General features: G+C 63.5%; 12 protein-coding genes. 1 reads left to right on the forward strand and 11 read right to left on the reverse strand.

Annotated elements, in window-relative coordinates; genetic code table 11:
- Positions 1–5: 5 nt before the first annotated feature.
- Positions 6–1517 carry an alpha,alpha-trehalose-phosphate synthase (UDP-forming) gene (locus tag B4393_RS06260; protein ID WP_078333401.1) on the forward strand — a complete coding sequence of 504 codons (1512 nt, stop codon included), beginning with the start codon at positions 6–8 and terminating at the stop codon, positions 1515–1517.
- On the opposite strand, the gene B4393_RS06265 is transcribed toward B4393_RS06260, so the two are convergent.
- The 11 genes from B4393_RS06265 to B4393_RS06315 form a co-directional block, all read right to left on the reverse strand.
- Positions 1514–2017, reverse strand: a complete 504-nt coding sequence (locus tag B4393_RS06265; RefSeq protein ID WP_078333402.1) for a mammalian cell entry protein — start codon at positions 2015–2017, stop codon at positions 1514–1516. The genes B4393_RS06260 and B4393_RS06265 overlap by 4 nt on opposite strands.
- A complete protein-coding gene (locus tag B4393_RS06270) occupies positions 1996–2706 on the reverse strand; it encodes a mammalian cell entry protein (protein WP_078333403.1) in 711 nt (236 codons plus the stop codon). Before B4393_RS06270 ends, B4393_RS06265 begins: the two co-directional genes overlap by 22 nt.
- Entirely contained in the window at positions 2703–4232 is a 1530-nt protein-coding gene (locus tag B4393_RS06275) for an MCE family protein (protein WP_078333404.1), read from the reverse strand. Before B4393_RS06275 ends, B4393_RS06270 begins: the two co-directional genes overlap by 4 nt.
- A complete protein-coding gene (locus tag B4393_RS06280; protein ID WP_272818820.1) occupies positions 4232–5440 on the reverse strand; it encodes an MCE family protein in 1209 nt (402 codons plus the stop codon). The genes B4393_RS06275 and B4393_RS06280 overlap by 1 nt, the downstream gene beginning before the upstream one ends.
- Complete coding sequence (locus B4393_RS06285; RefSeq protein WP_078333406.1) at positions 5437–6831, reverse strand: MCE family protein; 1395 nt, start codon at positions 6829–6831, stop codon at positions 5437–5439. The genes B4393_RS06280 and B4393_RS06285 overlap by 4 nt, the downstream gene beginning before the upstream one ends.
- Complete coding sequence (locus B4393_RS06290) at positions 6828–7886, reverse strand: MCE family protein (protein ID WP_078333407.1); 1059 nt, start codon at positions 7884–7886, stop codon at positions 6828–6830. Before B4393_RS06290 ends, B4393_RS06285 begins: the two co-directional genes overlap by 4 nt.
- Complete coding sequence (locus B4393_RS06295) at positions 7879–8913, reverse strand: MCE family protein (protein ID WP_070938252.1); 1035 nt, start codon at positions 8911–8913, stop codon at positions 7879–7881. Before B4393_RS06295 ends, B4393_RS06290 begins: the two co-directional genes overlap by 8 nt.
- A complete protein-coding gene (locus tag B4393_RS06300) occupies positions 8913–10115 on the reverse strand; it encodes an MCE family protein (RefSeq protein ID WP_078333408.1) in 1203 nt (400 codons plus the stop codon). Before B4393_RS06300 ends, B4393_RS06295 begins: the two co-directional genes overlap by 1 nt.
- Positions 10116–10122: 7 nt before the next feature.
- A complete protein-coding gene (locus tag B4393_RS06305; RefSeq protein WP_070939243.1) occupies positions 10123–10929 on the reverse strand; it encodes an MlaE family ABC transporter permease in 807 nt (268 codons plus the stop codon).
- A 151-nt stretch (positions 10930–11080) separates the two neighbouring features.
- A complete protein-coding gene (locus tag B4393_RS06310) occupies positions 11081–11848 on the reverse strand; it encodes an MlaE family ABC transporter permease (RefSeq protein ID WP_057968114.1) in 768 nt (255 codons plus the stop codon).
- A 239-nt stretch (positions 11849–12087) separates the two neighbouring features.
- Positions 12088–12993: a 3-oxoacyl-ACP reductase gene (locus B4393_RS06315; protein ID WP_078333409.1), complete on the reverse strand. Its 906-nt coding sequence runs from the start codon at positions 12991–12993 to the stop codon at positions 12088–12090.
- Between the last annotated feature and the right edge of the window lie 50 nt (positions 12994–13043).

The following is a 13043-nucleotide window of genomic DNA, read 5'->3' on the forward strand; positions in this document are numbered from 1 at the left end:
CAATCATGGCCCCTCAATCGGATGAGCGATCGCCGGTAGAGGCTGTCGCCGGCACCTCTGACTTCGTCGTCGTCGCTAACCGGCTCCCTATCGACCTGGTGAAGCTGCCCGACGGCACGACCACCTGGAAGCGCAGCCCCGGCGGGCTCGTCACCGCGATGGAACCGCTGCTGCGTAAGCGCCGCGGCGCCTGGGTCGGCTGGCCGGGTGTCCCCGACACGGACGTCGAACCGGTCTCCGAGGACGACATGGTCCTCTACTCGGTCCGCCTTTCCACCCAGGAAGTCGCCGAGTACTACGAAGGTTTCTCCAACGCCACCCTGTGGCCGCTGTACCACGATGTGATCGTCAAACCGGAGTATCACCGCGAATGGTGGCAGGCGTACGTCGACGTGAACCGCAAGTTCGCGGACGCGACGGCTGCGGTCGCGGCGCCGGGCGCGACGGTGTGGGTGCAGGACTACCAGCTGCAACTGGTACCCAAGATGCTCCGCATGTTGCGCCCCGACCTGACAATCGGCTTCTTTCTGCATATCCCGTTCCCGCCCGTCGAGCTGTTCATGCAGATGCCGTGGCGCACCGAGATCGTCGACGGCCTGCTGGGCGCCGACCTGATCGGCTTCCATCTGGCCGGGGGCGCCCAAAACTTCATGTACTTGGCGCGACGGCTGGTAGGTGCCAGCACATCTCGCGCGTCCATCGGTGTGCGCTCCCGATTCGGCGAGATCCGCGTGGGCTTCCGCACCGTGAAGGTGGGTGCGTTTCCGATCTCAATCGACTCGGCCCAACTCGACAGCGTGTCTCGCAGCAAGCAGATCCGCCAGCGCGCCAAGGAGATTCGCGCCGAACTTGGCGGTCCGCGCAAGATCTTGTTGGGCGTGGACCGGCTCGACTACACCAAGGGCATCGACATCCGGTTGCGCGCCTATGAGGAGCTGCTCGCCGAGGGCCGCGCCAGCGGCACCGACACCGTCTTCGTTCAGCTCGCAACACCCAGCCGCGAACGCGTCGACAGCTACAAGAAGATGCGTGGCGATGTCGAGCAGCAGGTGGGCCACATCAACGGAGAGTTCGGCGAGGTCGGGCACCCGGTGGTGCACTACCTGCATCGACCGGTGCCGCGCGAAGACCTCATCGCCTTCTTCGTGGCCGCCGATGTCATGTTGGTGACACCCCTACGCGACGGTATGAACCTGGTGGCCAAGGAGTACGTCGCGTGCCGCAGTGATCTTGGCGGCTCGCTCGTGCTCTCCGAATTCACCGGCGCCGCAGCGGAATTACGCCAGTCCTACCTGGTCAATCCGCACGATATCGACGGCGTGAAGGACGGTATCGAATCGGCGCTGAACCAGAGCCCCGAGGAGGGGCGGCGCCGCATGCGGGCGCTACGCCGTCAGGTGCTCGCGCACGATGTGGATCGGTGGGCGCGCGCGTTCCTGGAGGCGCTATCGACCCCGGCCACCGGCGACTCGATCGCACCGGAGCAGCCCGCGGTGCTGGGCGGCGAGCCCCTCTAAAGCGGTGTGATGTAGGAGATCAGCCACTTGTCTCCGGCACGCGTGTAGTCCACCTCAATCGACGAGGAGTCGTACACGGGCGTGCGCGACTGGTCGGTGATGGTGCGGTTCATGTACACGACCACCTGCGCCGAGTCCCTATGCGCCGCAATGATTCCGGTTCCTACAATGCTGGTCTGACTGACGATCTTGCGCTGCTTGGCCTGCGGGATGATCTCCCTGTTGGCCTTGTCTTCGAATTCCCGCCGATACTCGGGGGTCAGCCCCGGGTACTGTTCGTCGAGGCTGCGCTCGACCGTCTGATAGTCGTATCCGAAGATGCTTCCGACCTGCTTGCCGGCCTGCTTGATGAGCGTCTCGCCCGCGGCCCGGCTTGCCATCGTGTCGACCCGGTGCCAGTACATCCCGCCGGCCACCGCGGATAACCCGACGACGGCAAGCGCCACTACTGCGACGAAAATTCGTGTCAGCCAACGCATTAGCTCTGCCCGTCCGGCCACCGCAGGTCGTACGCGGTCATAGTTCCTTGTTGATCCTCGGCGACGATCATCCGCATGCGATACGACTTCGAGGGCTCGTTGACCCCCGAGTCGGCGTTGGTGAGCGTCACCCGGGCGGAGATGAGGATCGAGGCCTTCTTACTCACCTCGTCGATGCTCTCCAGGCTCGCCTTCTTGATCACCACTTCCGAGCTGGTGCCGGTCTGGTGGTACAGCGCTTTGAGATTGGCGGTGTTGTCGGGATTGAACGTGCCCCGTAACGGTCCGCTGGTGCTGTTGACAAACTGGTCGACGTTCTTGTCGATGCTGTCCGGGCTGTAGGTCATCATGTTGGTCACCGCCTGCACCGCCGTGTCCACGAAACGCTGATCGCGCGCGGCCCGCAGATCGTCACGGTGCTGGGCGCGACCCATGAGCGCCAAACCCACTCCCAACGCGGCGATAAGCACCACCGCCAGCACCGCGGCAGCCCGCATCACGCCGCGCGTGTTACCCGGTCGACGGGTATCGGCAACGGTGGGCTCGGGCTTCGACCGGGCTTCGGTACGGCCCAGCGACACACTGATCGGCTCAGCGCTGGCCTCGCCCGTCGGGCCGGCCGGACGGGCCGCACGTCGCCGAGTGGTCAGCGATGAGCCGCTTGCGCGAAGAGCATCGGACTCGGCGGCCTTGCTTACTTCTTCGGTCATACCGGCTTCGGCCCCAGCATCAGATCCGCCCACGTCTCCGCCTCGCTGCCACGGTCCAGTGCAGGCGCGTACACACTCGGCTGATTGTTGGCGTCGAGAAACACACCATTCTTCGGATCATAGGCACGTGCCGCCATCGGCGCCGATTTCGCTGCTACCGGCATCACGCCGGCACCGGCCGGCGGTGCTTCCGGGGCCGGTGGAGGTGGCGGCGGCAGCGTCGGAGTACCCGGGTCTGGCTCGGCACCCGGTGGGATATTCGGGAACTTGTTGGGCGGCAGAATGTTCCGCGGATCTTCCACCGGGGTGTCATACGGGGCGGGCGGGCCGCGCCACGGGTTGCTACCGATCGGCACATAGCCGCGTGGGTCGCGGCACAGCTGAATGGTCGGCGCCCGCTTGCCGGGGAATTCCTGGCACGGATAGTTGCGCGCACCGCGCACCGCGCTGGGATCGTTCTGGGCGGTCTTGCAGTACATGTCCCGGGGCAGCTCGCGCAGGGTCTCATCGGCCGGGGTGCGCATCAGCGGCGCCGGCACGAATCCGGTCAGACATGGCGGCGGGTCACCCAGGTTCAGCCGGAAGTCCAACTTCGCGCCCTCGTCCATGGGCGCACCACCGGCCACGGTCAGCAGCGCCGAGAACAACGCGGGCAGGATCACCAGCGACTGCTCGATGGACTTGTTGTAGATGACGCCCACACGCCCCAGATTGGCCAGGCTCGCCGCCAGCACCGGGAAGGACGGACGAATGCCCGCGAACAGTTGCGAGGCTTCCTCGGTGGCACCCGGCGCCACCTTGAGGAACTGCCTCAGCTGCGGGTCTGCCTTGACGAAATGCTCAGTCAACGCACCCAGGCTCGACACGGATCCGCGGATGTTGTCACCACTGCGAATCTGGGCATCCAGCAGCGGCCCCACCTGATCGACGAGTTTGGTGGTGCTGTCGTAGTTGGTGTTGGCCTCTTGGATCAGCAGCCGCGACGAGTCGATCAGCCGGGAAAGCTCCTGGCCGGATCCGTTGAACGCCTTGAACGCCTCGGCCAGCACCTCGCGCAGCCGGGTGTCGGCGACGGTGTTCACCAGACCGTCCGCCTGGCGCAGCAGCGTCGAGACGTCGGTGGGAATGGAGGTGCGATCGGTACCTATGACATCGCCTGCCCGCAGGATCCCGACGGCACCCGTCGGGGGCGGCGTCAGATCCACGTACTGCTCGCCAATGGCCGAGACACTCTTGACGGCGGCCAGCACATTGCCCGGCACCTTCACGTTGTCGTTGATCCGCATGTTGGCAGTGACACCCTGGGGAGTCAGTTCGACATCGGTGACGCGGCCGATCTGCACACCGCGGAAGGTGACGTTGGCGTTTTGGTACAGCCCGCCCGAGGCGACGAATTGCGCCTGCACATCGCGCTTTCCGATGCCAAGGGCCGTCGGTACCCGCAGGTAGAAGATCGCCATCAGCGCCACGCTGACTACCGTGACGACCGCGAAGATCGCCAGCTGTATCTTGATCAGCTTTTCCATCAGCGGCCGCCTCCCTGCGGTGCGCCGGGTGCCGCGGGTGCGGGCAGATCGAACGGGCTGGTCTCCTTGCCGTTCAGGTTGGCCATCGATCCGATGAGCCATTCCGGCGGATTCACCACGTCATTGAAGTGCTGCATGTTCGGGTCGAAGAACGATGTGGTGAAAAGCGTTTCGCCCAAACGCCGGGCGGTGAGGTCGAACGTCACGAACACGTTCAGGTAGTCACCGCGAACAGCGTTGCGCAGATACTTGGTACTGAACGGGAACGTGGGCAGCAGATCGAGGCTGTCGATCAGTACGTCCCGGTTCTCCGCCAGTGCCCGAACAACCGGGTACAGCCCCTTGAGGTCGGCGACGATGTCTTCCTTGGTGGTCCGCAGTACCCGGTCGGTGATCTTCGCGAGGTTCCCCACCGAGCGGAATGCCTCGATGATGTTGGCGCGATTCTCGTTGAGTACCTTCAGCGCGGGTTCGATTGAATCAATTGCGCGCCCAAGGGTTTCTTTGTGTTCGGCCAGGACTCGCGAAAACTTGTCGATGCCCTCGATGGCCGAGATGATGTCGTCGCGCTGAGAGTTCAGCGACGAGATCAGCGTGGCGAGTTTCGGCAGCACCTGAGTCAAGTTGCCGGTACGCCCCTTGAAGAGGTTGTAGGTCTCGTCGGTGATGTCCTGCAGTGCACCGAGATTGCCCTTGTTGACCACGACGGACAGCGCCGACAGCACCTCTTCGGTGCTGGGATACTTACCGGTCCGGCTCAGCGGAATGGTGGCTCCGGCGGTCAGCTTGCCCTCTGCAGGCTCTCCCGCGGGCGCGGCAAGCTCGATGTGCTGCGAGCCGAGCAGGCTGGTCTGGGCAACCTTCGCAACGGCATTCGCCGGCAGGTGCACTTCCGGCCCCAATGAGACCTTGACCCCGGCATACCAAGAGCCATCCGGCTTTTGGAAGGCATCAATACCCGACACACTGCCCACCGTGACGTCGTCCACCATCACCGGCGAGTTCTGCGGCAGCGTGGTGACATCGGGCAGCTCGACGGTAATGGTGTAGGACCGCGAACCGTGCCCAGCAGTACCGGGCAGGCTCAGCGAATTCAGTCCATTGAACTGACATCCGCTGGCGACGACGGTGACACCGATACCCATGGCCACGCCGCGCAGTATGCGATGAGGACCTCGCGCGAACTGCGTTGAACTCAGACGGCTCATCGTGGCGCTCCCGGAATCGCAGGCGGTGCAACGTCATCCGCTGCGACGGGCAGACCCGGCGGTACCGGACCCGGCTCAGCGGGGCGCAGCTCCGTACCCGGCGGCGGCGGTGCGTTGACTTCGTCAGGACCCAGCATCAGCGCGCTGAGATCCTGCGGGGACGGCTTCGGCGGCGGCGGTGCGCCATTCGGGCGGACCCAGACCAGATCCTCACGGGGCGCCTGCGACTTCGCCTCGGTCTCCGGGGTGTCGTAGATGATCTGTCCCTTGTACGCGGAAATCTGGTTGATCGGGTGCAGCAGGATCGGCGCATAGTTGAAGGTCGCCCGGCGCAACACCGGTCCCATCCGTTCGCGGCAGATCTCGGCCCGCTTCAAATACTCCGTCTTGGTGCCTGTTTCGAACACGCCACCGCAGATGAACTGCACCGGGTTGGCCAGGTTCGGAATCGACAGCATGCCGTTCAAGGTGCCGGCGGCGGGGTTGTAGATGTTGTAGAAGTTGGCCAGGCCGTTCGGTGCGACGTGCAGAATTTGTTCCAGGTCGTCGCTCTGGTCGGAGAAGATCTTCACGAAATCGCTGAGCTTGTTCACCTGATCGATGAGGGCAGAGTTGGTGTCCCCCAGGAAGCCACGCACATCGGTGAGTGCCTGATTGAGCGCACCCAAAGTGGCGCCGAGGTTCTCGGTGCTGGCCGCCAGCACCTTGGACACCGAGGCCAGATGAGTGCTGAACTGCACGATCTGCTCGTTGGAGTTGGCCAACGCGTCCACCAGCGTCTGCAAGTTCTTGATAGTGCCGAACAGATCGGTGCGAGAGTCGCCGAGCCGTCCGGCGGCCTGCGAGAGTTCGCGCACCGAGTTGCGGAACGAGTCACCGTTGCCGTCGAAGGTGGTGGCCGCCTGGTTGATGAAATCGCTGACCGGGCCCTTGGATTGGCCCTGTGGCCCCAAGCTGTCGCTGAGCTTGGCCAGCTCGGTCTTGACCTCGTCCCATTCGATCGGAACGGCGGTCTTGTCCAAACCCAATGAGGCCCCGTCGGCCAACGCGGGCCCGTCGGTGTAAGCGGGAGTCAGCTGCACGAACCTGGCGGTCACCAGATTCGGCGCCATGATGATCGCCTGGGCACCCTCGGGCACCTTGAACTTGTCCGGCATTTCGATGGTGACCTTGACGTCACCCTCACGGGGTTCAACGGCAGTGATCCGCCCGGCCTTCACGCCAAGTATCCGGACATCGTCGCCCGGGTACAGCCCGATGGCCGACGCGAAATGACCGACGATCTTGTAGGTTCCGCGGCTGGGCCATACCCAGTACAGGAGGCCGCCCACGAGTGCCACGGAGAGCAACGCGAAGACGCCCTTTTTGAGCCAGGATTTCGATGTTGTCATGGCGATTTCGGCCTCATGATTTGGCGTTCACCGATCAGACCGTTCAAGTAGTCCGAGAGGCTGGCGGGCAGCTTGCCGGGCTGGAAGTAGGCGTCGAATGCGACGGCGGTCAGCGTGGCCGGCGGGAAGCCGTAGACGTTGACGTGGAAGCCTGGCCCCGAGGACACGACTTCGCCGAGGGCCGTGCCATATCCGGGCAGACGCTTGAGCGCCTCGCTGATGTGCGCCTTGCGGTCCAGCAGGTCATCGAGCACGACGTTCAGCTTCTCCATGGTGGGACGGAACTCCTGGCGGTTGTCGGCCACGAATCCGCTGATCTGCTGCGAGAGTCCCTGGATACGGTTGATCAGCTCGCCGATCGCCAGCCGCCGCTCATCGAGCGCGGCGAACAGCTGATCGCCGTCGGTGACAAGCTTGTTCACTTGACCGGCGCGCTCGGAGAGAATCCCGCTGACGGACTTGGCATGTGTCAACAGCTGCTCGAGCGCGGCATCTCGCGCGTTCAGCGTGCGGGAGAGCGAGGCGACACCGTCCAGGGCTCCGCGCAGCTGCGGGGTGGCATCACGCATCGCTTCGGTGATGACTTGCAGCGACTGGTCCAGCTGCGCCTTATCGATCCCGCCTGCCGATGCGCCCAAGTCGCTCAGTGCGCTGTTGAGCGTGTACGGAGTGGTGGTGCGGCCCAACGGAATCTCGGTGATATGACCGGAACCGGCGGGAGTCACTGAGAGCGACTTTTCACCCAGCACGGTGGTGGTCCTGATCGCGGCCAGCGACTGATCACCCAATCGGATGGTGCGATCCACGGTGAAGTCCACCCGAACCTTGTTGCCCGCCAGGGAGACATCCTTGATTTGGCCGACCTTGATACCCGACACGAAGACGTTGCCGCCCGGCTCGATGCCTCCGGAGTCGGCGAAGTATCCCGTGTACTTCTTGCCCTGCGGCCAGAACGGCAGGCTCGTGTAACCGAACGCGACCAGCACCAACATCGCCACCACGGCGATACCGAAGATGCCGGTCCGTACCGGATCTTTCTCCTGAATGTCACTCATTCTTGAAGGCACACCTGCCCTTCGACGGGTCTGGCGGTCCACCGAACGGAATCAGCCAGTCGGTTCCGACGGGCCCGTTCACCTTGATCCGGATGGAGCAGTAGTAGATGTTGAAGAACGATCCGTACGCGCCAAGGGCATTGAGTCGCAGGTAGTTCTCGGCCAGATTCTCCACGACGACGTTGACGTCGGCCTTGCGCTCATCGACCCGCGTGGCCAGCTGGCGGGCCTGCTCGATGGTGCCCTTGATGTAGGGGCGGGTGTCCTTGAGTACCGATTCCAGCGATGAGGCGGTCGATGCAAGCGGGGGTAGCGCTCCGGCCACCACGTCACGCTGTTGCGCCAAGCCGGAAACCAGCTGCTGCAGTTGATCGACACTCGAGGAGAACTGGCTGCTCTTCGAATCGACGGTGGCCAGTACCTCGTTCAGGTGGTTGATCACGTCACCGATCAGTTGATCATGTTCGGCCAATCCGGCAGTGAATGAGGATGTGTCGCCTAACAATTGAGAGAGCGTCCCACCCTGACCCTGCAGAATCTGGATGAACGCGTTGCTGATCTCGTTAACCTTCGTGGCGTCGAATCCCTTGAGCATGGGCCGAAGTCCGCCGAGCAGTGCATCCAGATCCAGAGCTGGCTGAGTGTGCTCCTTGTCGAGCGTTCCGCCATCGGGCAGCTTGCGCAGTTCCCCGGGGCCCGAGGAGATCTCCAGATACCGGTCGCCGACCAGGTTCTCGTACCTGACGATGGCCCGGCTGGAGCTGTAGAGCTGATACTTCGAATCAACGTCGAAGGTGACCTCGACAGTGTTGTCCGGATTCAGAGACACGTTCTTGACGCGACCCACCGGCACGCCCGCGATGCGCACCTTCTGCCCGGACCGCAAATCGGAGGCCGTGGTGAAGATCGCGTGATAGCGCTTCCCGGAACCGAATCGGAACTCGCCGAAGGTGATGATCAATCCCGCTGCCACCAGCAGCATCACCACGGTGAAGACGATGACTTTGATCTGCGTGCCACGCTTCATCAGAACTCACTTCGCTTCGCGAAGGCGCCGTTGTAGAGGTACTGCAGGGTGTCGGGAGCGTTGACTTGCAATTCTTCCAGCGGCTTGTACGGGATATAGGCGTTATCGGTCACCAGGAAGGGTGACCGGAACCATGACCCGTTCTGCGTCTTGGTCGGGATATTCGGTAGTCCACGGCAATTGGGCCCGCCGGAGGCGTTGACGATGGGAAGGCTGTCCGGGTATGTGTACACCGGCGCACCCAACGGAAAGCTGTTGGTCAGGAACAGACCGGGCCGCACGCCACCGATGAGCGGGGTGAAGGTCACCAGCGCCTTAGAGATCGCCTGCAGCGTGCAGGGAATTTCCGGTGAGTACCTGCCGAGCAGCGTGGTGGGGGCGCGTAATCGCTGCAGCGCCGCGGTGAGATCCTTCTCGGCCGGGGCTAGCGTTTCGTATCCGTTGTTGCCCAGACCAATTGCCGCGAGCAGCGTGGCCTTGAGGTCCTGCTGCTGGTCGACGACGGTGCGGCTCAGCGGGGGCAGGTTATCCAGGATACGCACGATGTCCGGCGCGGCATCGCCATAGATCTGCCCCACCTGTCCGGCCTTCCGAAAATCCTCTTGCAGGGTAGGAAGTTTCGGGTTCAGCTGATCCAAGTATTGATCGAGCTCGACCAGACCCTGCCCGAAGTTATCCCCATTTCCGCGCAGCCCTTCGCCCACTGCCGTCAGGGTGGCGTTGAGGTTGACCGGGTCGATCTTGCCGAGCAGCCGGGTGAGGTTCTCGAACACGGTGTTGACTTCGAGGGCCACCGCCTCCGCGGTCACCGTCGCACCTGGTCGCAGCGATGAGTCCGAGGGCTTTTGCGGAGCAAGGAATTCCACCGATTTGGCGCCGAATACGGTGGTGCCCGCGATCCGCACGGTGGCATTCGACGGAATCAGACGCAGATCCTTGGCGTTGACCGACAGCTCCAGTTTGGCCTGCTCGTTGGCATAGGTGATCGACCTGACCTTGCCGATCTGCAGGCCGTGGAACTTGACCTTGCCGCCCTCCTCCATCACCAGACCGGCCCGCGGCGAGACGACGGTGATGGGCTTGGTGTCGGCAAAGGCGTCGTTGTAAGCGAAGTAAGTCAGCGCGGTGAACCCCACCAGGATCGCAGCCAGCACCGCACCGGCAAGCCGCACGGATCGGCGCGACGAATCTGCTGATGACATCTGACCCCTAGCCCGACAGATTGAAATGGCCGGACCCGCCGTACACGGCGAGCGAGATGAACAGGGTGACAAGCACAACCACGATGAGCGAGGTGCGTACGGCCTGACCGACCGCCACGCCGACGCCGACCGGTCCACCGGAGGCGTTGAACCCGTAGTTGGTGTGCACGAGCATCACCACCACGGACATGACGATCGCCTGCAGGAACGACCACAGCAGGTCGGTGGGCACCAAGAAGGTGTTGAAGTAGTGGTCGTACACGCCTGGAGACTGGCCGTTGATCATGACCGTGGTCGCGCGGGATGCGAAGAACGCCGCCAGCACCGACAGCGAGTACAGCGGGATGATGGCGATGAGCCCGGCCACCAAGCGCGTGGACACCAGATACGAAATCGCGTGCACCGCCATGGTTTCCAGTGCGTCGATCTCTTCGGCAACCCGCATGGCGCCCAGCTGCGCGGTGGTTCCGGCACCGATCGTCGCCGCCATCGCGATACCTGCCACCACCGGCGCGATGATGCGCACGTTGAGGAAGGCCGATAGGAAGCCGGTGAGGGCCTCGATGCCGATGTTGCCGAGTGAGGAATAGCCCTGGACCGCGATGACACCGCCGGAGGCCAGCGTCAGGAACACCGCGACACCCACGGTTCCGCCGATCATCACCAGGGCTCCGGTGCCCATGGTGATCTCGGCCAGTACCCGGATCGTTTCCTTGCGGTACTTGGTCAGCGCCGCCGGGATGTAGCTCAGCGATTGTGCGTAGAAGAGGGCCTGCTCCCCGAATTTGTCGAACGAGCGTCCCAATCCACGCATATACCGAACGGTATAGGAGGTCAGCGTGTGCGTCGAAAGATACGGTCCGGTCATCAAGTTGTCGCTTCTTCACGCAAGTCGCTCATCAGCAACGTCGCTTCTTCACGCAAGTCGCTCATCAGCAACGTCGCTTCTTCACGCAAGTCGCTCATCAGTGCTTCACCAGGACCCGCACGCCGATGGCCGTCATCACGACGTTGATGACGAACAAACAAATGAAGGAGTAGACGACGGTCTCGTTGACCGCATCGCCCACTCCCTTGGGTCCGCCCTTGACGGTGAGTCCGCGATAACAGCCGACAAGGCCGGCGAAGATGCCGAACAGGAAGGCCTTGATCTCCGAGATCATCAGCTCACCCAGACCGGTCAGCACCGTGAGGCCGTTGATGAAGGCGCCGGGGTTGACCCCCTGCAGAAACACCGAGAACACATAGCCACCGACCATGCCGATGGCACACACCAGGCCGTTCAGCAGCAATGCGACGAAGGTCGACGCCAGCACCCGCGGCACCACGAGCCGCTGGATCGGATCGATGCCGAGCACCTGCATCGCGTCGATCTCCTCGCGGATGGTGCGCGCCCCCAGGTCGGCGCAGATTGCCGTGGCACCGGCGCCCGCGACCACGAGCACGGTGACCACCGGGCCGAGCTGTGTCACGGTGCCGAAGGCCGTCGCGGCGCCGGACAGATCTGCCGCGCCGATCTCGCGCAGCAGGATGTTGAGCGTGAAGGCCACCAGCACGGTGAACGGGATGGCCACCAGGAGCGTCGGCAGCAATGAGACTCGGGCGATGAACCAGGTCTGGTCCAGGAATTCCTGGCCCTGGAACGGGCGACGGAAGATGTTACGGAACGTAGCCAGCGACATGGAGACGAAGCCGCCGACGGCGCGCGCGGGCGCCGCGAGCTGCTGCTTCAACCTCTGCTCCTGTCTCACACATCCCGGTACTGCCGAAGTCTCGCCCGCCCCATGATCCGGTTAACGATCGACGTGTACCTACCACGCTGTGAGGCGCACCATATTAACGAGAAAAAATTCTTAGTGTCAATTCATCAGCAGACAGGCAAATCGCACGCCACGTCCACTTTATCCTGCGGATTTGGTGCGATAAATAGAACTCGTTCTACTTACGATCGCACCGTCACCCTCGTCGTTCTTTAATCTTCGACCATCAGCGCAGTCGCGGAGAATGTGCGCTTGGGATCGTGCTCAGCAAAGAAATCAGCCAGGGCCGAATTAAGTGCCGACGGATCCCAGGCATCGGAATCCGCAGTGAACTTCGCCTCCACAGTAGGCGCCGCCAACAACGTCACGGTAGGTCCGTACACGATAAACAGCTGACCGTTCACTGACTCGGCCGCGGGCGAGGCCAGGTACCGCACCAATGTCACGACATGTTCGGGGGAAAGTGGGTCGATCGAATCCGCGGGCGCGTCACCGAAAACACCGGCCGTCATCGCGGTGCGGGCGCGCGGGGCGATGGCATTGGCGCGCACTCCGGACCGGCCCAGGGCACGCGCAGCCGACAATGTCAGCGCGGTGATGCCCGCCTTTGCGGCGCCGTAGTTGGCCTGCCCCTCGGGCCCCAGCAGACCCGCTTCGGAGGACGTATTGATAAGGCGCCCGTAGACGGGGGCGCCCGCGGCCTTCGACGCACTGCGCCAGTAGGCGGCGGCGTTGCGGGTCAGCAGGAAGTGGCCGCGCAGGTGCACATGGATGACGGCGTCGAACTCCTCGTCCGACATGTTGAAGAGCATCCGGTCGCGGGTGATGCCGGCGTTGTTGACCACGATGTGCACGCCACCCAGGGATTCGGCGGTGGAGATCAGCTCATCAGCGGTCACGCGCTCGCCGATATCGCCGGCGACGGTAACGCCCTTGGATCCCACCGCGGCGATCTCGTCGAGCACGTCGCTCTTCTCGAGGGCGGGCGCGATGTCGTTGACGACAACGGTCGCCCCGGACCGTGCCAAACCGATCGCCTCGGCACGGCCGAGTCCTGCGGCGGCGCCGGTGACAATGGCAACCCGGCCACTCAGATCGGCATCAGCAATCGCGCTCATATATATCCCTTCAGTCCGGTGCGTCCCGACGCACTCGATCACGCCGGCTC

The organism is Mycobacteroides franklinii (assembly GCF_002013895.1).
GTDB classification, from domain to species: Bacteria; Actinomycetota; Actinomycetes; order Mycobacteriales; family Mycobacteriaceae; genus Mycobacterium; species Mycobacterium franklinii.